Source organism: Allobosea sp. GW821-FHT09G06 (assembly GCF_059416005.1).
Map to the genome: position 1 here is coordinate 575,729 of NZ_JBWKOI010000003.1, position 21,761 is coordinate 597,489.

The 21,761-nt window shown below is 66.6% G+C and carries 23 protein-coding genes; 12 read left to right on the plus strand and 11 right to left on the minus strand.

The features are described 5' to 3' along the window. Positions 1 to 12 precede the first annotated feature (12 nt). From AC07NY_RS18945 to rpsF, 3 genes are all read right to left on the minus strand, one after another. On the minus strand, positions 13 to 960 hold the full coding sequence (locus tag AC07NY_RS18945; RefSeq protein ID WP_494585114.1) for a DUF2232 domain-containing protein: 948 nt from the start codon (positions 958 to 960) through the stop codon (positions 13 to 15). A 182-nt stretch (positions 961 to 1,142) separates the two neighbouring features. Further along, entirely contained in the window at positions 1,143 to 1,388 is a 246-nt protein-coding gene (gene rpsR, locus AC07NY_RS18950) for a 30S ribosomal protein S18 (protein WP_038367644.1), read from the minus strand. Positions 1,389 to 1,390: 2 nt separating this feature from the next. Next, positions 1,391 to 1,822 (minus strand): 30S ribosomal protein S6, encoded by a 432-nt coding sequence (gene rpsF / locus AC07NY_RS18955; RefSeq protein WP_265059203.1) that lies wholly within the window; start codon positions 1,820 to 1,822, stop codon positions 1,391 to 1,393. 343 nt (positions 1,823 to 2,165) lie between these two features. Here rpsF and fabD point away from each other — a divergent pair, with 343 nt between their 5' ends. The 7 genes from fabD (at position 2,166) to gmk (ending at position 8,930) form a co-directional block, all read left to right on the plus strand. Continuing rightward, a complete protein-coding gene (fabD, locus tag AC07NY_RS18960) occupies positions 2,166 to 3,110 on the plus strand; it encodes an ACP S-malonyltransferase (protein WP_494585115.1) in 945 nt (314 codons plus the stop codon). 54 nt (positions 3,111 to 3,164) lie between these two features. Next, positions 3,165 to 3,902 carry a 3-oxoacyl-[acyl-carrier-protein] reductase gene (fabG, locus tag AC07NY_RS18965; RefSeq protein WP_492283425.1) on the plus strand — a complete coding sequence of 246 codons (738 nt, stop codon included), beginning with the start codon at positions 3,165 to 3,167 and terminating at the stop codon, positions 3,900 to 3,902. 264 nt (positions 3,903 to 4,166) lie between these two features. Next, on the plus strand, positions 4,167 to 4,403 hold the full coding sequence (locus AC07NY_RS18970; RefSeq protein ID WP_061968116.1) for an acyl carrier protein: 237 nt from the start codon (positions 4,167 to 4,169) through the stop codon (positions 4,401 to 4,403). 55 nt (positions 4,404 to 4,458) lie between these two features. Further along, positions 4,459 to 5,730, plus strand: a complete 1,272-nt coding sequence (fabF, locus tag AC07NY_RS18975; protein ID WP_494585147.1) for a beta-ketoacyl-ACP synthase II — start codon at positions 4,459 to 4,461, stop codon at positions 5,728 to 5,730. Positions 5,731 to 5,939: 209 nt separating this feature from the next. Continuing rightward, the gene (mltG, locus tag AC07NY_RS18980) at positions 5,940 to 7,286 is read left to right on the plus strand and encodes an endolytic transglycosylase MltG (protein WP_492283424.1); all 1,347 of its coding nucleotides are present in this window, start codon (positions 5,940 to 5,942) and stop codon (positions 7,284 to 7,286) included. A 109-nt stretch (positions 7,287 to 7,395) separates the two neighbouring features. Further along, a complete protein-coding gene (locus AC07NY_RS18985; protein WP_494585116.1) occupies positions 7,396 to 8,277 on the plus strand; it encodes a YicC/YloC family endoribonuclease in 882 nt (293 codons plus the stop codon). A gap of 5 nt (positions 8,278 to 8,282) precedes the next feature. Next, entirely contained in the window at positions 8,283 to 8,930 is a 648-nt protein-coding gene (gmk, locus tag AC07NY_RS18990; protein WP_492283422.1) for a guanylate kinase, read from the plus strand. A gap of 160 nt (positions 8,931 to 9,090) precedes the next feature. Here the strand turns inward: gmk and rsmA are convergent, their stop codons facing one another. Genes rsmA through lptF form a run of 5 tightly spaced genes read right to left on the minus strand, consistent with a single transcriptional unit; the run spans position 9,091 to position 15,897 of the window. Continuing rightward, a complete protein-coding gene (gene rsmA / locus AC07NY_RS18995) occupies positions 9,091 to 9,939 on the minus strand; it encodes a 16S rRNA (adenine(1518)-N(6)/adenine(1519)-N(6))-dimethyltransferase RsmA (RefSeq protein ID WP_494585117.1) in 849 nt (282 codons plus the stop codon). Next, positions 9,936 to 10,955, minus strand: coding sequence for a 4-hydroxythreonine-4-phosphate dehydrogenase PdxA (gene pdxA / locus AC07NY_RS19000; protein WP_494585118.1), 1,020 nt, complete (start codon positions 10,953 to 10,955; stop codon positions 9,936 to 9,938). The genes rsmA and pdxA overlap by 4 nt, the downstream gene beginning before the upstream one ends. 52 nt (positions 10,956 to 11,007) lie before the next feature. Beyond that, positions 11,008 to 13,563 carry an LPS-assembly protein LptD gene (locus tag AC07NY_RS19005; protein WP_494585119.1) on the minus strand — a complete coding sequence of 852 codons (2,556 nt, stop codon included), beginning with the start codon at positions 13,561 to 13,563 and terminating at the stop codon, positions 11,008 to 11,010. 49 nt (positions 13,564 to 13,612) lie between these two features. Continuing rightward, positions 13,613 to 14,704, minus strand: a complete 1,092-nt coding sequence (lptG, locus tag AC07NY_RS19010; protein ID WP_492283418.1) for an LPS export ABC transporter permease LptG — start codon at positions 14,702 to 14,704, stop codon at positions 13,613 to 13,615. Beyond that, positions 14,704 to 15,897 carry an LPS export ABC transporter permease LptF gene (lptF, locus tag AC07NY_RS19015; RefSeq protein ID WP_494585120.1) on the minus strand — a complete coding sequence of 398 codons (1,194 nt, stop codon included), beginning with the start codon at positions 15,895 to 15,897 and terminating at the stop codon, positions 14,704 to 14,706. The genes lptG and lptF overlap by 1 nt, the downstream gene beginning before the upstream one ends. Before the next feature lie 155 nt (positions 15,898 to 16,052). Between lptF and AC07NY_RS19020 the strand changes: the two genes are divergently transcribed. From AC07NY_RS19020 to AC07NY_RS19040, 5 genes are all read left to right on the plus strand, one after another. Next, a complete protein-coding gene (locus AC07NY_RS19020) occupies positions 16,053 to 17,546 on the plus strand; it encodes a leucyl aminopeptidase (protein ID WP_494585121.1) in 1,494 nt (497 codons plus the stop codon). A 48-nt stretch (positions 17,547 to 17,594) separates the two neighbouring features. Then, positions 17,595 to 18,047: a DNA polymerase III subunit chi gene (locus AC07NY_RS19025; protein WP_494585122.1), complete on the plus strand. Its 453-nt coding sequence runs from the start codon at positions 17,595 to 17,597 to the stop codon at positions 18,045 to 18,047. Then, the gene (locus AC07NY_RS19030; protein WP_336812968.1) at positions 18,044 to 18,454 is read left to right on the plus strand and encodes a hypothetical protein; all 411 of its coding nucleotides are present in this window, start codon (positions 18,044 to 18,046) and stop codon (positions 18,452 to 18,454) included. The genes AC07NY_RS19025 and AC07NY_RS19030 overlap by 4 nt, the downstream gene beginning before the upstream one ends. 139 nt (positions 18,455 to 18,593) lie before the next feature. Next, positions 18,594 to 19,316 (plus strand): AzlC family ABC transporter permease, encoded by a 723-nt coding sequence (locus AC07NY_RS19035; RefSeq protein WP_492283413.1) that lies wholly within the window; start codon positions 18,594 to 18,596, stop codon positions 19,314 to 19,316. After that, complete coding sequence (locus AC07NY_RS19040; protein WP_492283412.1) at positions 19,313 to 19,672, plus strand: AzlD domain-containing protein; 360 nt, start codon at positions 19,313 to 19,315, stop codon at positions 19,670 to 19,672. Before AC07NY_RS19035 ends, AC07NY_RS19040 begins: the two co-directional genes overlap by 4 nt. 156 nt (positions 19,673 to 19,828) lie before the next feature. On the opposite strand, the gene AC07NY_RS19045 is transcribed toward AC07NY_RS19040, so the two are convergent. The 3 genes from AC07NY_RS19045 to AC07NY_RS19055 form a co-directional block, all read right to left on the minus strand. Beyond that, positions 19,829 to 20,719 (minus strand): sigma-70 family RNA polymerase sigma factor, encoded by an 891-nt coding sequence (locus AC07NY_RS19045; protein WP_494585123.1) that lies wholly within the window; start codon positions 20,717 to 20,719, stop codon positions 19,829 to 19,831. 19 nt (positions 20,720 to 20,738) lie between these two features. Next, on the minus strand, positions 20,739 to 21,209 hold the full coding sequence (locus AC07NY_RS19050; protein ID WP_494585124.1) for a carboxymuconolactone decarboxylase family protein: 471 nt from the start codon (positions 21,207 to 21,209) through the stop codon (positions 20,739 to 20,741). A gap of 62 nt (positions 21,210 to 21,271) precedes the next feature. Further along, positions 21,272 to 21,700: an HIT family protein gene (locus AC07NY_RS19055; protein WP_492283409.1), complete on the minus strand. Its 429-nt coding sequence runs from the start codon at positions 21,698 to 21,700 to the stop codon at positions 21,272 to 21,274. Between the last annotated feature and the right edge of the window lie 61 nt (positions 21,701 to 21,761).

Genomic DNA, 21,761 nt, shown 5'->3' on the forward strand with positions numbered 1-21,761 from the left:
CAGACGTGGGTTTCAGGAATGGTTAGGCGGAGGCGGCAGCGCGGCCCGCTTGCGCAGGCCGAGCAGCGTGTCGATGACACCCGCGATCGCGAGCAGCGGCGTCAGCACGGCCTGCATCACGACGAGGGCGACATAGATCGAGATCAGCATCGGCAGCCGCCAGGCGCGGCCACGCGAGATGTCGTGCAGGGTTGCGAGCCCGCTGAACATGAAGGCGGCGAGCAACGCGCCGGCCATGGCCATGGCGGCGACGCCGATGAAGCCGCCCGTCGTTGCGACGAAGCCCGTGGCGACCAGCAGCAGCAGCGCCTGGCGCGGCAGCGTGGTCGACGGGATGAAGGGCCAGGGCCGCGGCAGACGATCCGACATCTTCACGGTGCGGGCCGCGAGCCAGAGATTGGCGGTGATGGTGGTGACGAAGGAGGCGCCGATCCCGAGCGGCACGGCCGGAGCGAGACTCTGCGCCAGTTCCTTGACCTGGACGTCGCCGGGCAGGGCGATCAGCTTGCCGCGCACCATCTCGTTCAGCAGGTTCTCGATCATGCGCGCGATCACCGAGCGGTAGGTCTCGTAATCGGTGGTCATGACCAGCGCGCTGCCGACAGTCGCGAGCGCGGCGGTGGCGGCGATCCAGAGCAGCAGGTTCCCGAGCGGATACCACTCGACCCGGCCATCGGTGTCGCCACGGGCGAGAAGCGCGAGGTAGGCGATCCACCAGGCCGGCAGGCCGATGATCAGGGCGAAGGCGATGCCGCCGGTCGGGGCCAACGCAATGGCCACGGCAAGCGCACCGGCAGCCGTGGCGAACAGCCCGGAGCGGTGGTTCCAGCCCAGCGATGCGATGAAGATCGGGAGGGGAGCGGCCGAGTACAGCAAAGCGGCCAGCGGCGATCCGGTGATCACCACTGAGAAGAGCAGGGCCGAAACGAGGCCCGCGCCGATGCCGACAATCGGAATCATTAAGTCCGTCCTGCTGTCCCGCTGCTCGCAAGCCTTTTGGGCTCGGCAGGGTGAGAGGCCCCTTGGCCTCAACGAACCCGATGGAGTTGCACCGCCGGGCGACTGGTTGATCTTGAAAGCGAGAACCGGAGGCACACGAGGCGCCTCCGGGAATTGTCAGTATCCGGATCCGAATGAACGGATCAGCGGATGACGTAGGGCAGCAGGCCGAGGAAGCGGGCGCGCTTGATCGCCTGGGCGAGCTCGCGCTGCTTCTTGGCGGAGACCGCCGTGATGCGGGACGGAACGATCTTGCCGCGCTCGGAGATGTAGCGCGAGAGCAGACGCACGTCCTTGTAGTCGATCTTCGGAGCGCCTTCGCCCGAGAACGGGCAGGACTTGCGGCGGCGGAAGAAGGGGCGACGGGCGCCAGCGGATGCAGTCGACATTCTCAGGCCTCCGCTTCGGCGGTTTCGGTCGCTTCGTCTTCACGACGCGGACGGTCACGGCGCGGGCCGCGGTCGAAACGGTCGCCGCCACGCTCCGGACGGTCCTCGCGGTCACGCTTCTGCAGCATGGCCGACGGACCTTCCTCGAGCTCCTCGACCTTGACGGTCATGAAGCGCAGGATGTCCTCGTTGATGCGCATCTGGCGCTCCATCTCCAGCACGGCGGCGGAGGGAGCCTCGATGTTCAGCAGCGTGTAGTGAGCCTTGCGGTTCTTCTTGATGCGGTAGCCGAGGGACTTGACGCCCCAGTACTCGACCTTGCGGATGGCGCCGCCATTCGCTTCGATCACGCCCTTGAACTGCTCGACAAGAGCTTCGACCTGCTGCGCGCTGACATCCTGCCGCGCGAGCAGCACATGCTCGTACAATGCCATATGTGGCCTTCCTTGTTTCACCCTGCTTCGCCCGGCGCGGAGCCCTCCGAGCCCTGGATAAGGCCCGACAGGATTTCATCGAAGGCGGAGACACGGGATGACGGTTCGGGAAACGAGCCTGCGCCGATCCTTTCGGACATGCGCCATCCGTTCAGCCTCCGGCCGAACAAGCAGGATGCGGTCGTTACAGTGTCCGGTGCGCCATGGCAACCGGAATCTGCCGGAAAACACCGCTCCAGGAGCGGAAAATTCGGGCGCCGCGCTTGACTTGGCGAGGGAAGCGATGTGACAGCCGCGTCATATAAGACGAATGACTGATAATGAAGACCGGGACGTTCACAGCATGACCACAGCGTTCATCTTTCCGGGCCAGGGCTCTCAGGCGGTCGGCATGGGCAAGAGCCTGGCCGACAACTTCCCAGTCGCGAAGGCGGTCTTCGACGAGGTCGATGCAGCCCTGTCGCAGAAGCTCTCGGCCGTGATGTGGGAGGGGCCTTCCGAGGAACTGACCCTGACGGCCAATGCCCAGCCGGCCCTGATGGCGGTCAGCCTCGCGGTCGTGCGCGTGCTCGAAAGCGAAGCCGGGCTCGACCTGAAGCGCGATGCCGCTTTCGTAGCCGGCCATTCGCTCGGCGAGTATTCGGCGCTGGCCGCGGCCGGCACCTTCTCGATCGGCGACGCCGCCCGCCTGCTGCGGATCCGTGGCGATGCCATGCAGAAGGCCGTGCCGGCGGGACAGGGCGCGATGGCGGCCCTGCTTGGTGCCGAACTCGATCTCGCCCGCGAGATCGCGGCCGCCGCGGCCCAGGGCGAAGTCTGCGAAGCGGCCAACGACAATGGCGGCGGCCAGGTCGTGCTTTCCGGCGCGAAGGCCGCGATCGACCGCGCCATCGTCCTTGCCGGCGAGCGCGGCGTGAAGCGCGCCATGCTGCTGCCGGTTTCCGCGCCTTTCCATTGCGCCCTGATGCAGCCTGCCGCCGATGCGATGCGTGATGCACTCGCCAAGGTTTCGATGCAGGCTCCGGTCGTGCCGGTCGTCGCCAATGTCGGTGCCGCGCCGCTGAGCGATCCTGACGCGATCCGGGCCTCGCTCGTCGCCCAGGTCACCGGCACGGTGCGCTGGCGCGAATGCGTACAGGCGATGGCCGCAGCCGGCGTCACCGATTTCGTCGAGGTCGGCAGCGGCAAGGTGCTGGCCGGTCTCGTCAAGCGTATCGCTGCAGGCGTTACGCCGGTCTCGATCGGCACTGCCGACGATATTGCAGCCTATAAAGCCCGCGGCGCGTGACGGCTCGGGCCCAGAATAGGTAAAGACGGCAGAATGCCGGAAAAGGGAGCGAACATGTTTGATCTGACCGGCCGCAAGGCCCTGGTCACCGGCGCGACCGGCGGCCTCGGTGGAGCCATCGCCCGGACGCTGCATGCGCAAGGCGCCAGCGTCGCGATCTCGGGAACACGCGCGGAAGCGCTGGAGGCGCTGGCGGCCGAACTGGGCGAGCGTGTCGTGATCGCGCCCTGCAATCTCTCCGACAAGGATTCGGTCGAGGCGCTGGTGCCGACGGCCGAGGAGAAGCTCGGCGGGCTCGACATCCTCGTCAACAATGCCGGCATCACCCGCGACAACCTGTTCCTGCGCCTCAAGGACGAGGACTGGGACAGCGTGCTCGCCGTCAACCTGACCGCGGCCTTCCGCTTGTCGCGCGCCGCCGTGAAGTCGATGATGCGCCGCCGTTACGGCCGAATCGTCGCGATCGGCTCGGTCGTCGCCACCACCGGCAATCCCGGCCAGGGCAATTACGCCGCCGCCAAGGCGGGCCTGATCGGCATGTCCAAGGCGCTGGCCGCCGAGGTCGCGAGCCGCAACATCACCGTCAACGTGGTCGCGCCGGGCTTCATCGAGTCGCCGATGACGCAGGCCCTCAACGACAAGCAGCGCGAGGGCATCCTCTCCGGCGTGCCGATGGGCCGGCTGGGCGAGGGCGCGGATGTAGCCGCGGCGGTCGCCTTCCTCGCCAGCACGGAAGCGGGGTACGTGACCGGGCAGACGCTGCACGTCAACGGCGGAATGGCAATGATCTAGGTGCGTTAGCGCCCATTTTAGATCGGTTTTGATAAGTCTGCGGCGCACTCGCCAGCCCGTAAAGGGTGTGTTAACTAGCGCCGTCGCGCTGCCGCTGGGCGATCCGAGGGGACTTGACGAAACCTCGGTTGTTGCGTTTGTGCAGGCTTCGAGCTTTCCGGATCGCGGACATCGTCAGGTGGCGCGGCGGCTCGGAATGAGATCCCTCCACCGCGTCGCACCCCTGCGATGCGTTTTCAGTTTCTAAGTCTAAGGAAGAGACCCATGAGCGATGTTGCCGAGCGCGTGAAGAAGATCGTGGTCGAGCACCTCGGCGTTGAGGCCGACAAGGTCGTCGACGGCGCCAACTTCATCGAGGACCTGGGCGCGGACAGCCTCGACACCGTCGAACTCGTGATGGCCTTCGAGGAAGAGTTCGGTGTCGAGATCCCGGACGATGCCGCCGAGACGATCGTGACCGTCGGCGACGCCGTCAAGTTCCTGTCGTCGAAGAGCGCCTGATCGGCCTTTCGGGTCGGTCTACGCAGAAAGAGCCATGGCTTCTCGCAGTTATCCGATGCGGCGTGTTGTCGTGACCGGGCTCGGCATGGTGACGCCGCTTGCATGCGGCGTCGAGCCGACTTGGTCACGCCTTCTTGCCGGCGCCAGCGGCGCCGGCCCCATCACGAGTTTCGACGCCAGCGACCTGCCGGCGCAGATCGCCTGCAACATCCCGCGGGGTGACGGCAGCGACGGGACCTTCAATCCCGACGAGTGGATGGAGCCGAAGGAGCAGCGCAAGGTCGACGATTTCATCGTCTTCGCCATGGCGGCGGCCACGCAGGCGTTGAAGGACGCCGGCTGGAAGCCGGAAAGCTATGAGGACCAGATCCGCACCGGCGTCGCCATCGGCTCCGGCATCGGCGGGCTCGGCGGCATCTACGAGGCTTCGCTCCTGCTCAAGGAGCGCGGTCCGCGCCGTCTCTCCCCCTTCTTCATTCCCGGCCGCCTGAGCAATCTGGCGGCGGGCTATGTCTCGATCGAGCACGGGCTGAAGGGCCCGAACCATGCCGTCGTGACGGCCTGCTCGACCGGCGCCCATGCGGTCGGCGATGCGGCCCGCATGATCGCGCTCGGCGACGCCGAGGTCATGGTTGCCGGCGGCGCCGAATCGGCGATCAACCGCATCGGTATTGCCGGTTTCTGCGCCTGCCGCGCGCTCTCGACCGGTTTCAACGATACGCCGGAGAAGGCCTCGCGCCCCTATGACAAGGATCGCGACGGCTTCGTGATGGGTGAGGGCGCCGGTGTCCTGGTGCTCGAGGAACTCGATCACGCCCTGGCTCGCGGCGCCCGCATCTATGCCGAGATCGTCGGCTACGGCATGTCGGGCGACGCCTATCATATCACCTCTCCGTCCGAGGACGGTGACGGCGCCTATCGCTGCATGCAGGCTGCGCTTGATCGCGCCGGCATCACGGCCGCCGATCTCGATTACATCAACGCCCACGGCACCTCGACGCCGCTTGGCGACGAGATCGAACTGCGCGCGGTCGAGCGCCTTCTGGCCAATGCGCCGAAACGCCCGTCCATGTCGTCGACCAAGTCGTCGACCGGCCATCTGCTCGGTGCCGCTGGCGCGATCGAGGCGATCTTCACCGTGCTCGCGATCCGCGATCAGGTGGCGCCGCCGACGATCAATCTCGACAACCCGTCCGTCGAGACCGAGATCGACCTGGTGCCGCATGTCGCCCGCAAGCGCGATATCGACTACGCGCTGTCGAATTCCTTCGGCTTCGGCGGGACCAATGCCTCGCTGGTGATGCGGCGCTATCGACCCGAGCAGTGAACCGCTGCGAGATAGCGCGGTTTCGCCATAATCTTGGGTAGAGTTTGCGGCAGCTGCGGCCGAATGCGTGATTCCGCGTTCACAGCCGCGAGGAAACCGGCTCTAATGCGACCGTCCGGCTTCGGTGCGGTGGCTTGTCCACTCCGGCAGGCGCGGTCCAGATGGCACCGTGCCGATATCAATTACCCCGTGCTGCGAGCGTCTTGATCGTGAATGATACGCCCCGCGTCGCCCCGAAAAGCCCGAGCGAGGCCCTCAAGCCCGTAGCGCCGCCCGCGCCGCCGCCCAAGGCCCGCCGCCGCCGGCGCAGCCCGTTCCTGTCGATGCTGAGCGGCTTGTTCACGATCGCGCTGGTTGGTGCCGGCGTGGTCGGTGCGGGCATCGCCATCGTCTCGAACCAGAGCAAGGCGCCGGGGCCGCTCGCCAGCGACCGCACCCTCATCATCCCGAAGGAAAGCGGGCTCACCGAGATCACCGAGCTGCTGCAGCGCGAGGGCCTGATCGAGCACCCGCTGACCTTCCGCATCGCGGCGATCGTCAGCGGCGACTGGCACAAGCTGAAGGCGGGCGAGTACCTGTTCAAGGCGCGCGTCAGCCCGCAGGAAATCCTCGGCGTCATCTCCAGCGGCAAGTCGGTCGAGTATTCGATCACCATTCCCGAAGGGCTGACCAGCGAACAGATCGTCGAGCGGCTTCGGAGCAACGAGCTTCTGACCGGCGACATCGCGGAGGTGCCCAAGGAAGGTTCGATCCTGCCGGACACCTACCGCTTCCCGCGCGGCTTCTCCCGCAAGGGTATCCTCGACGTGATGGCGCGCAGCCAGCTCGCGGTCCTCAAGAACATCCGCATTCCCGCCGGCTTGCCGATCAAGACCACGGATGAACTCGTCATCCTTGCCTCCATCGTCGAGAAGGAAACCGGCCGTGCCGACGAGCGGCCGCGTGTCGCGGGCGTCTTCATCAACCGGCTCAACCAGAAGATGCGGCTGCAATCCGACCCGACGATCGTCTACGGCCTCGTCGGCGGAAAAGGTACGCTCGGCCGGCCGATCCTGCGCAGCGAGATCACGCAGGCGACGCCCTACAACACCTATGTCATCAACGGCCTGCCGCCGGGCCCGATCGCCAATCCCGGCCGCGCCGCCATGGAGGCGGTGGTCAACCATTCGCGGACCAAGGACCTCTATTTCGTTGCCGATGGCAGCGGCGGCCACGCCTTCGCCGAGACGCTGGAGCAGCACAACCGCAATGTCGGGCGCTGGCGCCAGATCGAGACGACGCGCAGCCAGCAGCAGGGCGGCAAGCCGCCTGCCGACAGCGTCGACAAGGTCGAACCGCCGGCTGGCCCCGACAATCGTACCGAGGCGCCCGCCACGACCCAGCCCGCCTCCGACAATGCCGGCTCTGCCGGTGTGCCGGTCGCCCAGCCTGTCGGGGCGGTGGCGGGAACGCGCGCGCGCGCCTTCGATGCGTCCGAAGGGACAGCGCGGGACCCGCTGCTGAACAAGAGCTTCGACTTGAACTCGCCGAAGCAGGTTCCGCAGCTCAAGCCCTGACCTGCGGGCCGGAAGGCTCTCAATCCCCATTTTCCGGCAGCGGGCCGCTTGCTGTCGCTGATATGCGCCACTACGGTCCCGCCGATCTTGAACAAAGGCGGCAGGGGCAATGGCCATCGAAAGCATGACGGGGTTTGCCCGTACGGCAGGAACGGCCGGGGTCCATGGCTGGGCCTGGGAAATCCGCAGCGTCAACGGGCGTGGGCTCGACCTGCGCGTCCGTGTCCCGCCCGGCTTCGAAGTTCTGGCTGAGGCCGCCCGCAAGAAGCTGGGCGCGGCCTTCTCGCGCGGCACGCTCCACGTCAACCTCGCCGTCACCAGCGATGCCGGGCCGCCGCGCCCGCGCGTCAACGAGGCGGTGCTTACCGCGCTGCTCGAGGCGGTCGAGAAGCTGCCGCCGGCTGCCGGCATCAATCCGCCTTCCTATGACGGGTTGCTCGGCATCCGTGGCGTGGTGGAATACGCCGACGAGGCCCAGGATGCGCTTGGCGCGGTCGAGGCGCCGGCCCTGGCCGGTCTCGAAGCCGTCGCCAAGTCCCTGAAGGAAGCGCGGGCCTCTGAAGGCCGTGCGCTCGAAACCATCGTCCTCGGCCATCTCGAAACCATCGCCCGGCTCGCTGGCGAGGCGGAGCATCATCCCGCTCGCAGCAGCGAGGCGATCCGCGCCCGCATCGCCGCACAGGTCGAGACGCTTCTGGGAGCGAATAACGGCTTCGATCCGCAGCGCCTCCATCAGGAGGCGGCATTGATCGCTGTTCGCGCCGACATCCGCGAGGAGATCGATCGGCTTCAAGCCCATGTCGAAGCTTTGCGCGAGCTTTTGGCCAAGGGCGGCCCTATCGGCCGCAAGCTCGACTTCCTCTCGCAGGAATTCGGCCGCGAGGCTTCGACGCTCTGCGCCAAGGCCAACGACCCCGGCCTGTCGCGTATCGGCCTCGAACTCCGCACGGTCGTCGACCAGATGCGCGAGCAGGTTCAGAACGTGGAGTGAGCCGGATGGCTGCCGAGACCCTTCGCCCGGCCCGCCGCGGCCTGATGCTGATCCTGTCCTCGCCCTCCGGCGCGGGCAAGACGACGCTGACGCGCAACCTCAAGAGCGAGAACAATCTCGATCTCTCCATCTCAGTCACGACCCGCGCCAAGCGCCCGTCCGAGATCGAGGGCGTGCATTATCGCTTCATCGACCGCGCCGCCTTCGACACCATGCGCCAGCACAACGACCTGCTGGAATGGGCGGAGGTCCATGGCAACGGCTACGGCACGCCGCGCCGGGAGGTCGAGGCGTCATTGGCGGGCGGGCGCGACGTGCTCTTCGATATCGACTGGCAGGGCACCCAACAGATCGTGAAGAAGGCGCGTGCCGACGTCGTCACGATCTTCATCCTGCCGCCATCGATGGCGGAGTTGCGCTCGCGCCTGATCCGCCGCGCCGAGGATGCCGAGGAGGTCATCGTCAAGCGTCTGGCCAATGCCCGCGACGAGATCGCGCGCTGGAGCCAGTACGACTACGTCATCGTCAACCACGATCTTCAGGCGGCCTATGAGTCGATCAAGGCGATCCTGACGGCCGAGCGCCTGAAGCGCAGCCGCGCCGTCGGCCTCAACGACTTCGTCGATCAGCTCCTGACCGAGCAGCTGCCCTGATCAGCGGGCGCCACAACCCCTTGTCATTCCGGGGCGGCCGAAGGCCGAACCCGGAACCCACGACCGGGTGAGCGCTTTCAGCCGCACGATCGCCAACGTTCGCCCAGTCGTGGGTTCCGGGTTCTTCGCTGCGCGAAGCCCCGGAATGACAAGGGTGTATCTAGCGCTGGGCGGCCAGCGCGTTCGCCAGCCTGACGAAGCCCGATACCGGGATCTCTTCGGCCCGCGCCGTCTCCGCGAGCCCTGCGGCCGTGATGATCGGCGACGGGTCCGGCAGCACGGCCTTGAGGCTCTGCCGCAGCATCTTGCGGCGCTGGCCGAAGGCCGCGAGTGTCACCCGCTCCAGCAGGCGCCGGTCGCACGGCTCCGGCTGCGCGCGCGGAGTTAGCTGGACGATGGACGAGGTGATCTTCGGCGGCGGCACGAAGGCGCTGCGCGGCACGTCGAACAGGATCCTCGTCTCGCAGCGCCAGTTCGACAGCACCGCGAGCCGGCCGTAATCGGCGCGTTCGTCCGGCGTCGCGACGATGCGCTCGGCGACCTCGCGCTGGAACATCAGCGTCAGCGAATCCCACCAGGACGGCCACGGTTCAAGGCTCAACCAGCCGACCAGCAGCGGCGTGCCGATATTATAGGGCAGGTTGGCGACGATCCGCGCCCGCTCGCCACCAAGATGAGGCGTGAGGTCGACCGCAAGCGCGTCGCCGTCGATGACTTCCAGACGGCCCGGATAATGCGCCGCGATCTCGGCGAGCGCGGGCAGGCAGCGCCGGTCGCGCTCGATCGCGATGACACGCCCTGCGCCATTGGCCAGCAGCGCCCGCGTCAGCCCTCCGGGACCAGGGCCGATCTCAACCACAGTCTGGCCCTCCAGCGGGCCGGCAGAGCGGGCAATGCGGCTCGTCAGGTTGAGGTCGAACAGGAAGTTCTGGCCAAGCGCCTTCTGCGCCATCAGCCCATGGCGCTCCACCACATCGCGCAGCGGCGGCAGGTCGTCGATCTGGCTCATGCCGCGGCATCCGTGGTGGTACGCTCGGCCATCCGGGCGGCGAGCTTCAGCGCGGCGCAGAGGCTATCAGGCCGCGCGATGCCTTTGCCGGCGATGTCGAAGGCCGTGCCATGGTCCGGCGAGGTCCGGATGAAGGGCAGGCCGAGCGTGACATTGACGCCTTCGTCGAAGGCGATCGTCTTGATCGGGATCAGCGCCTGGTCGTGATACATCGCCAAGGCCGCATCGTAGCCGGCCCGTGCCCGCGCGTGGAACATCGTGTCGGCCGGATAAGGGCCGCGCGCATCGATGCCTTCGGCCTGCAATTGGGCGATGGCGGGCGCGACGATGGTCCCGTCCTCATGGCCCATCGTGCCGCTCTCGCCGGCATGGGGGTTGAGGCCGCTGATCGCCAGCCGCGGGGCGGCGATGCCGAAGCGGCTGCGCAGCTCCGCGGCGACGATCCGGCCGGTCTCGACGATCAATGCGGTGGTCAACAGCTCCGGCACCCGGCGCAGCGGCTCATGGATGGTGACCGGCACGACCGCGAGTTCTTCGCACCAGAGCATCATGACCGGGCGGGGTTCTGTGCCGCCCTGGGCGGCCAGATGCGCGAGGTATTCGGTATGGCCGGGATGCTTGAAGCCGGCGCTGTAAAGCACTGATTTCGCGATCGGATTGGTGACCACGGCCGCGGCCTCGCCGGAGCGGACGGCCGCGACCGCGCTGTCGATCGAGCGGATCGTTCCCGCAGCGGTCGCAGGATCCGGCTTGCCCGGTACGACGCTGGTCGTGGCGTCGAGCGGGATCACGGGCAGCGCCTCGGCAAAGATGGCCGCGGCATCGCCCCAGCTGCACGCGCGCACCGGCACGCTCCAGCCGAGCTGGCGTGCGACGGTCGTGAGATGGCCGGGGTCACCGATGCAGGCGAAGGCGGGCAATCCGCGTCCGCCCCGTTCCAGCCAGGCTCGCAACGTCAGCTCCGGCCCGATCCCGGCCGGATCGCCCTGGGTCAATGCGAGCGGCGTTGCCGGCAAGACGAACTCCGCGACCTGAAGTGAGAGCCGGCCCGTCATCGCGGGCCGGCGATTAGTTCGACGAGCCGACGCCGTCGCTTGAGGAGCTCGAGCTGAGGTTCTGCGAGTAGCTGATCTCGCCCAGCGTGCGCAGCTCGAGGCGGAACATGACCGTGCGCGTGTCTTTCGTCGATCCCGCCTGGCGGTCGGCATAGCTCTGCGAATAGCTGATGTCGAAGACCGTGCACTCGTCGGTGTAGTTGATACCGAACGAGGTCGAGGCGGTCTGGAACGGCCCGGTATTCGGATAGATCGGCATCGCGGCGACCGCCGGGGCGGCCATGTAGGACGCGTAGGCGTCGCGATAGCGCTCGCGATCGTACTTGTACTTGTCGAGATCGAACAGCACGCCGGCCCGCAGGCGCCAGTTCTCGGCCACGCGCAGCGAGCCACTCAGGGAGAGGCCTTCGCGGCGGCGCGAGATGCCGAGATCAGGCTGCGGCTCGTAGCGGCCATAGCCCACCGAGGCGGTGATGACGCTGTTGGCATAGGTCGCGGCGGCATCGATGCGCTGGGCCTCGAAGGTCGTCGCGTTGAGGCGCGTCGCGCCGGTCAGGAAGAAGCCCTTGAACGGCGAGAGCTGCGCGCGGGCGACATAGTCGGAATTGCGGGTCTCGAGACCGGAGTTCAGGCCGGTATTGAGCAGGTCGCCGCTGGCGAAGGAATTGCGCCCGGCGAGCTGGAAGGACTGGCCGATGAGCAGGTTGGCGAAGGCTTCCTTGCCGAAGCGCCCGGTATAGAGAGCGCCGACATTCGCGCGGGTGCCGCCTTCGACGCGGTCGAAGCCGGAGAACTTGCCGCTCCATTCGAACAGGTTGTTGGCGTCGAAGACCAGGCTCTGCGCGTCTTCGTTGGCGACGCGCAGGCTGTTCGTCTCGTTCGGGCGCGCGACGATCTGCGCGACCGGCTCGATGATATGCGTGCCCCAGTCGGTCTTGGCGACGAACGGATAGCGATACATCAGGCCGATGGCCGGCATGACCCGCCCGAACACCTCGTCCGAGGTGTCGGCGATGGTCGCGACGCGCGAATTGATCGGTCCGGTCGTGTCCGGGTTGATCGAGAAGATATCGGCCCGCACGGAGGCGTAGGGCGTCCACATCTGCCCGAGCGGGTCGATGAAGTTGCGGCGCCATGAAACCTGCGCCGTCGCCCGCGAGACATTGCCGGCAAGGCCGCGAACGAGGCAGCGATTCTTGTCGTAGACGGCGCAGCCGTCATAGAGCGAATAGCTCGGCGTCGTGATCAGGTAGCTCTTCTGCTGCGGCAGCTCCGAGAAGGCTGCGGTGTCGCGCGTCAGGCTGGTCAGGTTGACGTTGAACGACAGCTCGCCGCCGAGGAAGGACGGCTTGTGGACGCGCTTGTCGTAGTCCAGCACCGGCAGCACGACGGGCTGCTGCTTCTGCCAGTCCTGGTAGTTCAGGGGCTGGAAATAGTAGCCACGCAGATCGAACCACGCGCTCTCGCTCTGGCCATTCAGATAGGCGGTCGAGATCGCTTCCTGCAGATAGGTGGTGGTGCTGAGGCTCTCGTTGCGGATGCGATAGTTCTTGTAGAACCACCGATCCGTCGACATCGAGGCATTCCAGCCGACCGTCCAGCGCGGATTGATGAAGAACTTGCCGTTCGTCTCCACCGAACCGCGGAACTCCTTGTCGCGGGGGCCGAGCGGGCTTGGCAGATAGGCGTCCTGGTCCTGCTGGAAGATGCCGGAAGCCCGGATCGCGTAGGAGCCGCTCACCAGGCGATGCCGCCATTCCATCTGGCCGAGGAAGCCCTGGCGGCTGAAATAGGTGGGCGTCACCGTGAGATCGTAGTTCGGCGCCAGGTTCAGGAAATAGGGCAGCCCGACGCCGTAGCCGAGCGCCGAGGTGTTGATGAACCGCGGCGACAGGAAGCCTGACTTGCGCTTCACCGTGGAGTCCGGGCCGGACATGTAGGGGATATAGGCCATCGGGATGCCGGCGAACTCGACGCGCGCATCCTCGTAATAGATCGTCTGCTCGGACTTCTTGTGGATGATCCGCGCCGCGCGGACCTGCCACAGCGGCGGCCGCTCCGGGTTGTCCTTGCAGGGTTCGCAGGCGGTGTAGATGCCCTTGTCGAAGACGAAGGTCTCGCCGTCCGTGCGTTCGGCGCGGGGCGCCGAGAAACGGGTCTTGTCCGGATTCACGACCCGCAGGGAGTCGATGAAGCCGTCGCGGAAGTCGTCGGTCAGGTTGAACTTGTCGCCGGTGATCACCGTGCCGTTGGCTTCGGTGATCCGGGCATTGCCGACGGCGATGACGCGCTTGCTGCCTTGGTCGTAGGTGACGCGATCGGCCTCGATCGTCCGGCCCTGATACAGGATCTGGACGTCGCCGACGGCCGCGACCGTCTTCTTGTCGTTGTCATAGACGAGCTCGCGCGCGTCCACGACCATCCGGTCCTGCGGCTTGGCCGCAGCGGCGGTCGCGGGCTTGGGTTGCGCGCCCACCGCCCGATTCTGGGCATGGGCAGGCTCGGCCAGCAGATAGGCCAGGCTGGAGGCGAGAGCCGTCGCCGCCGCAAAGCGTGCTAGCCGGTTCACTCCTGGCCCCATCTCGTAAACTCGAAATTAACCATAGGCACAGTACGTTTCACCCATCTTCCTGATGGAGGAGGGCGAGTGCTCCCAGCATTGCCCCCAATGCTGCAGGCAACCACGCCGCGACAACCGGATTGACGATTCCCGACGATCCGAGTTCCTCCGACAAGTGCGTCGCCACATAGAGCACGAACCCGGCCGCGACGCCACCTATCACCAGTTTGGTCACACCACCAAACCGGAAAAATCTTAAAGAAACGGATGCGGCCACCAGCACCATCGCAATGAGCAGCAGCGGGCGCGCCATAAGCGATTGATAGCGCAGCTCATAAGGGGTCGTGTCGAGGCCGGCGCGCTGTGTCCTGTCGATCACAGCCGGCATGGACCAGAAGCCCACCGCGTCGGGTGGGGTGAAGCTCTGGCGCATCTGTTCCGGCTCCAGCGTCGTGGCGAGCACGTAGCTCTTATAGCTCTGTGGCTCTTCCGTGGCGGAGGTGGAGCGCGCGTCGGCGAGCTCCCAATGGCCTGGGCGCAGCAGGGCCTGCCGGGCGTCGATTCGTTCCTTGAAGCTGCCATCCGGGTTGAAGATGAAGAACGCGACCTGCGACAGGCCGTCCTCGTCCGGGAGGGCGCCGGCGGCACGGATGATCGCTTGCCCGTCGACGCTGCGCTGCCGGAGCCAGATTTCCTGGGACAGGCCGGACTTGCCGCCGGTGCGGACGAACAGGCGTGTCTCCAGCGCGGTGGCCTTGCGCTTCAGCTCGGCCGCGACCGGGTTGTAGATCATGATCGAGACCAGCCCGACGATGCCGGCGACGGCGGCGGCCGGCTGCAGGAACTGCCAGGCCGATACGCCGACGGAGCGGGCGACGACGAGCTCGAGCTTCCGGCTCAGCGTGAGCAACGCGAACATGCCGCCGAACAATGCCGCGAAGGGGAAGATCTGCTCGGCCACGGCCGGCGCCCGGAAGAGCGCGAGCTGGACGATGCGCGGCGTCGTCGCGATCGGGGAATCGCCGGCGCGGCGCATCAGCTCGACGAAGTCGAGCGTGCCGATCAGGAAGAAGAAGGTGCTGAAGACCCCGACGATGGCGCGCGTGAAGCGCTTCGTCAGATAGCGGCCGAAGGTCGTGAACAGCAGCATCAGGCGCGCCGGAACCGGGCCGCGAGATTGACCAGCGGCGTTGTGAGGGGGGCAAGCAGGCGAGCCAGGACTGGCTGGATCCGGGCGCCGTAGAAGATGAAGGCCGTGGACAGGACGATGGCCCCGATCGGCAGGATATAGAGCAGCGCGGCCGCGAAGGGCGAACGCACGCTCGCGGTCCAGGCGGCATAGGCCGCGATGCGGGTGGCACCGACGATCATGATCGCCGACTGGATCGCGAGAGCTCGTCCCTGGCGGGTCGTGCGCGCCTCGCCGATGGCGGCAAACGCGATCAGCATGAAGGCGAAGGGATAGAGCGGCGACGAGAGCCGGTTGTGCAGCTCCGCCCGGAAGCGGCCTTCCTGGATCTTGTAGTAGGCCTCGTTCTTGTCCTGCCTGAGCAGCTCCCAGGTCGAGCGCTCGCGCGGCTTGTAGATCACCTTGTCGCCATCGCCCTCGCCGGGGCCTCCGCTGGAATCGCCGGTCAGCGCCGACAGGTTCAGGGCGTAGCGCTCGAAGGAGATGATCGAGGTCGTGCTGGTGTTCTTGGCTTCGCGCTGGATCGTGCCCTTCTCCAGCATCAGGAAGCTCTGGCCCTCGGCCTCGACCGTCCGGCCGCGCTCGGCGAGATAGATCGAGGGCTGCGACGGGTCGCGGCGATCCTGCATGAAGATGCCGATCAGCGCGTCGCCGGCCTTCTCGCGGTAGTGGAAGGTCACGCCGGAATCGAGCGAGACGAACTGGCCTTCCTTGACCACGTTGGCGACGAAATCGGCGCGGATCAGCGTGATCAGGTCGCGCAGCATGCGGAAACTCGCGGGCATGACCGAGATGGTCATCCAGGCCACGACCAGCGAGGTCGCGAGCGTCAGCACGATGAAGGGCCGCGTGATCCGCTGCGGCGCCACGCCGGCGGCATTCATCACGATCAGCTCGGAATCGCCGTTAAGCCTGTTGAGCGTGTAGAGCGTCGACATGAACAGCGCGACCGGCGCGATGCCGGCGATCAGCGCCGGCAGCGAGAGCAGCGTCACGGTCAGGAAGATCAGGACCGTCTGGCCCTTGCCGGTGATGAGATCGACCTCGCGCAGCGCCTGCGTGACCCAGATCACGCCGGTCAGCCCGAGCAGCAGCACGATCGCCGCCACCGCCGCGATCTTCAGGATGTAGCGATCGAGGCGGTTGAGAAGCACGCGTCGGTTCCGGAGCTGGAGAGCCTTGAGCCCTCCGAGGTGGTTCGTCGGACACACCCTATGGTATAGGCGCGGCGAGGGCGCAAACGGGAATCGTTTGCCGTCTGCCGTCAATTGTCCTTCCCCTGTCATTTTCGCAAGATTGTGAGCGGATCATGTCGCAGCGCCTGAAGCTCGAAATCAAAGCCCTGGATGCCGTCGAGGCGCAGGATCTGGTGATCCTTGTCTCGGATAAGCTCACGGTGCCCGGCGCGGCGCAGGAATGGGCGGGCGAGGGCGCGCAGGCACTGCTGACGCGGGCGGCGGCTGCCGAGCGCTTCAAGGGCAAGGCGCTGGCCGGCCTGACCTTGCCTTCGCCTGAGGGCGCCTCCTATGAGCGCCTCATCGTTGTCGGCGTCGGGCCCGAGGACGAGCGCGCCAAGCTCGATTTCGTCAAGCTGGGCGGTGCCGTCGCCGGCCGGCTCGGCACCGGCCGCAGCGCCGAGATCGTCCTCGCGTTGCCCGAGGGGGCGATCGAGGCGAGGCAGGCCGCCGATATCGCTTTGGGACTCAGGCTGCGCGCCTATGCCTTCGATCGCTACAAGACCAAGAGCAAGGACAAGGACGAGGCCGAGCCGCTGACGGTCACCCTGCGTGCGGCCGACGCGTCTTCCGTCAAGAAGGCCGTGAAGACGACTGACGCCATCGCCGCCGGCGTCCTCCAGGCTCGCGACCTCGTGAACGAGCCGCCGAACGTCCTCTATCCCGAGGAGTTCGCCGATCGGGCCGCCAAGCTGGAGAAGCTCGGCGTCGAGATCGAGATACTCGATGAGAAGGCGCTGAAGAAGATCGGCATGCGCGCGCTGCTCGGCGTCGGCCAGGGCTCCCGCCGTGAAAGCCGCGTCGCCATCATGCGCTGGAACGGCGCGAAGAAGGACGAGAAGCCCGTCGCCTTCGTCGGCAAGGGCGTGACCTTCGACACCGGCGGCATTTCGCTGAAGCCCGGTGCCGGCATGGAGGACATGAAGGGCGACATGGCCGGAGCTGCCTGCGTCGTTGGCTTGATGCAGGCCTTGGCCGGCCGCAAGGCCAAGGTCAACGCCATCGGTGTGATTGGCCTCGTCGAGAACATGCCTGACGGCAATGCCCAGCGCCCCGGCGACATCGTCACCTCGCTCTCCGGCCAGACCATCGAGATCATCAACACCGACGCCGAGGGCCGCCTCGTGCTCGCGGATGTACTCTGGTACACGCAGGAGCGCTTCGAGCCGCGCTTCATGATCAACCTGGCGACGCTGACCGGCGCGATCCTGGTGGCGCTGGCGCAGGAGAATGCCGGCCTGTTCAGCAACAATGACGAGCTGTCCGAGCGCCTGACGGCGGCCGGCATCGCCACCGGCGAGACGGTCTGGCGCATGCCGCTCGGCAAGGCCTACGACAAGATGATCGATTCGAAGTTCGCCGACATGAAGAACTCGGCCGGTCGCTATGGCGGCTCGATCACCGCGGCGCAGTTCCTGCAGCGCCATGTCAACGACACGCCCTGGGCGCATCTCGATATCGCGGGAACCGGAATGGCCGCCGCGAATTCCGAGATCAACCGGTCCTGGGGGCCGGGGTGGGGCGTGCGCCTGCTCGACCGGCTGGTCGCCGACCACTACGAGGATTGATTCGATTTCTGCGACAATGCCGGCAACCCGTTAGGATATAAGGCTTCGATGGCCGAAATCCTGTTCTTCCATCTGCAGTCCCGCCCGCTGGAGCAGGTCCTGCCGACGATCCTCGACCGCGCCCTGTCGCGCGGCCAGAAGGTCGTCGTCGAGGTCGGCGGCCAGGAGCGTCTGAGCGTGCTCGACGATCACCTCTGGACATATTCGGATGAAAGCTTCCTGCCGCATGTCACGGCGCTGGAGGCCGATGCACCGCAAAATCCGGTCGTGCTGACGACGCAGGCGCATAATCCGAATGCCGCACAGGTCCGGATCTGCGCCGACGGGGTTCGCATTCCCGACGCAATGCAGGACTACGAGCGCGTCGTCCTGATATTCGATGGAGGCGATCCCGAGGCGCTCGCTGCCGCCCGCGAGGATTGGAAGAAGGCCAGGGCCTCGGGTCATGCCGCCAGTTACTGGCAGCAGGACGACGCCGGCCGTTGGGAGAAGAAAGCGTGAGACTGCCTGTTCTGTTGCTCTGCACCGCGGCCCTCGCCGGCTGTTCGGTCGATATGGGCGGTTTTGCCTTCCAGTCCGAGACGAAGGGGGGCGTCACCACGACGACGACCACCACCGCCAGCGCCGGCATCTCGACGCGGGAGCCGGTTTTGACACCGGAAGGCGAATGCAGCGTCGGCGTCTCGCTCGATCCCTCGACCCGGCCGCTGCCGAAGGAGATCGCGCCCGGCATCACCGAATGCGAGCTGCTGAAGCTGAAGGGCGCGCGCCCGACCGACGTGCTCGTCGGCGAGAGCGGCAAGGGCCAGCGCGAGGTCCAGGTGCTCTATTCCGAGCCCGGCGGCCGTGAGATCTATCTCTTCACCGACAATCGCCTGACCCGGATCGTGAAGCCCGGCCAAGGCTGAGGGCATTTCTTGCGTCAGCCGCAGGTCGGGCCGGCTTGCTGATATCTATCAAGCGCCGCATGCATGAACGATAGAGGACGGAGCTTCCGGGCCTGCCGGGATCGAGCCCCTTCCGAATGCATCCCCTCGCGATGACCTCATGAGCGTATCCGCCGACTGGAGCTGGCAGCGCGTCGCGCTGGCCGGCATGCGCGATGCGCTGATGCTGCCGGCCTGGATCGTCGGCTTCGGATTGATCGGGATCGGCTCGCTCGCCCGCGATGTCGGCTATCCCGTCGACGTCGCCGTGCTCTCGACGATCCTGGTCTGGGCCGGCCCGTCGCAGGTGCTCTTCTTCGCTTCGATCGCGGCCGGCGCCGCCTGGAGCGCCATCGCGATCGCGATCGGCTTTGCCTCGTTGCGTTTCCTGCCGATGACGATGGCGATCCTGCCGCTGCTGCGCCGTCCCGGCCAGAGCGTCTGGCAGCAGCTTTTCCTGGCGCATTACGTTGCTGTCACTGCCTGGAGCGAGGGCCTGCGGCGCCTGCCCGGCATCGCTCCGCATCAGCGCGTCGCCTACTTCCTCGGCTTCGCCAATACCTGCATGGCGGTGAGCTCGATCGGCACTTTCGCGGGCTATTACCTGCTCGGCGCGCTGCCGATCCCCTTCGCCGCCGGTCTGTTGTGCCTCACGCCCATGTTCTTTCTGGTCTCGCTGATCGCCGGCTTGCGCCATCGCGGTGACGTGGCGGCGCTCCTGCTCGGGCTTGCGCTGGCGCCGATCTGCGAACGCTTCATCGGGGGAGGCTTCGACCTGATCGTCGCGGGCCTTGTCGCAGGAACCATCGCCTTTCTCATCGGGCGGAAGCGGAGGCCGGCATGACCCAGCCGATCGCCCTGCTCGACGGGCCGCTCTGGCCCTATCTCGCGCTGATGCTCTTCGCCGTGCTGCCGACGGAAATCTGGCGCTGGCTCGCGGTCGGCTTCGCGCGTGGCCTCTCCAACGATTCGCCATTGCTGGAATGGGTGAGGGCGGTCGCGACCGCGCTGCTCGCAGGGATCGTCGCCAAGCTGATCGTCTCGCCGCCGGGTGTGCTGGCGGCAGCTCCGGGCTGGGTGCGTATCGCGGCATTGGCTGCCGCGGCTGCCGTGATGCTGTTCGACAAGCGCCGGATGATGCTCGCGGTCCTGGCCGGTGAGACGGTCCTGATCGGGGGCGTCTGGCTGTTCGCGGGCTAGGCGCACCCTTGTCATTCCGGGGCGCGCCACAGGCGCGAACCCGGAACCCACGACTGGGTGAGACGCTAGGTGTCCGATTGTAGGGACTCGCCCAGTCGTGGGTTCCGGGTTCTTCGCTGCGCGAAGCCCCGGAATGACAAGCGTGGTTCGCTTTATCTAAGCTTCCAGCAAACGCCGGACATGGCCGAGCTTGTCGGGGTTGCGGATGACGTAGATCGCTGCCACCGCCCCGTCGCGAATGTCGAGAGCCATAGCCTGCACGGTCTCGCCGCGCTCCAGGCTGACATAACCTGGCAGCCCGTTGATCATCACGAATTGATAGCGCGTGGTCGCCCGTGCCTCCCGTTCGACATGGCGGCTGACACCGGCGAAGAAGCGACCGATCTTGTCGCTGCCAAGGATCGGGTTCAGCACCGAATTGACCTTGCCGCCGCCATCCGCGCGCAGGATCGCGTCATGGGCGAGCATGCTCTTGAGGATGGTGGCATCGGTACTGTGGGCGGCCTCGAAGAAGGCTTTTGCATAACGTCTTGCCTCTTCCGGTGAGAGCGGATGGCGCGGGCCGTCTTCCTCGCGCGCATGGCGGCGCGCCCGTGAGACCAATTGCCGGCAGGCGGCTTCGCTGCGCCCGAGCGTATCGGCGATCTCCGAGAAGGGCAGGTCGAAGACATCGTGCAGCAGGAAGGCGGCGCGCTCCAGCGGGGAGAGCCGCTCCAGCGCGAGCTGGAGCGCATAGGGCACGTCGATCGCTTCATCGGCGCTCGGAGCCGCGCCGATCGTCTCGATCAGCGGCTCGGGCAGCCAGGCACCGACATAGGTCTCGCGCTTGCGCCGCGCCGATTTCATCAGGTCGAGGCAGAGCCGTGTCACCACGCGCCCAAGCCAGGCGCGCGGATTGGCGATCGCCTCCGGCGCGGAGTCATGCCAGCGCAGCCATGCATCCTGCACCACATCCTCGGCATCGCTGAGCGAGCCGAGCATGCGGTAGGCCAGGCGGGTCAGGTAGGACCGGTTGGCCTCGAAGGGGCTGGCGGGCGCGCTCGTCATGCGCGCCGGGCTGGTGTCATCAGGCGGCAGCCTCGCTCTTGCGCGGCCGGTCGGCCGGATGGCGCGTGCGGAAGCCGACATTGATGCGGTTCCAGGTGTTGATCGCGCCGATCGCGAAGGACAGGTCGACCATGTCCTTATCGCTGAAATGCTCCTTGAGCTCGGCATAGGCCGCGTCGCTCGGGCTGCGCTCGGAGGCGCGGGTCAATTCTTCCGTCCAGCGCAGGGCGGCGCGTTCACGCGGCGTATAGAGCTCGGATTCCTCCCAGGCATTGAGCACGTTGATGCGCGCCTCGGTCTCGCCGGCCTTGCGCGCGTCGAGCACATGCATGTGCAGGCAATAGGCGCAGCGGTTGATCTGCGAGGCGCGGATCTTCACCAGCTCCATCAGGCTGTGCTCGAGGGCCGACTTGTTGACGTAATCCTGCAGGACCAGCATGGCCTTGTAGGCTTCGGGCGCGATCTGGAAGGCGTTGAGGCGTTGGCTCATGATTGTCTCCATCGGTTGATGACGACAAGACGAGGCAGCTCACCCCGCTGTGACATGGCCCGTCAAATTTTTTTCAGGGCCTCGCGGATTTTCTCGGCATTGCTGGCGAGCACCTCGTTCTTCTCCATCGCGCCGGTATGCGGGCGCAGCGCCACGCCGTCGAAACGCGGCATGACATGGACGTGGAGATGGAACACGACCTGGCCGCCGGCGGCCTCGTTGAATTGCTGGATGGTGACGCCTTCTGCCGAGAAGGCAGCCTTCACCGCGCGCGCCAGCTTCTGCGTGGTCAGCGCCACCGCCTTCAGCGCATCGGCCGGGGCATCGAAGACATTGCGGCAGGCTGCCTTCGGGACCACCAGCACATGGCCGTCGGCACGCGGCATGATGTCCATGATCGCGAGCGTATCAGTGTCCTCGTAGACGGTGTGGGAGGGCAGTTCGCCACGCAGGATCTTGGCGAAGACGTTTGAGGGATCATAGGCGGTCATGGCGGGTCCGACGGGATCAAAAAGGGTCGGCGCAAGCTGCGGCGCGCCGGCCGGGGCGTCA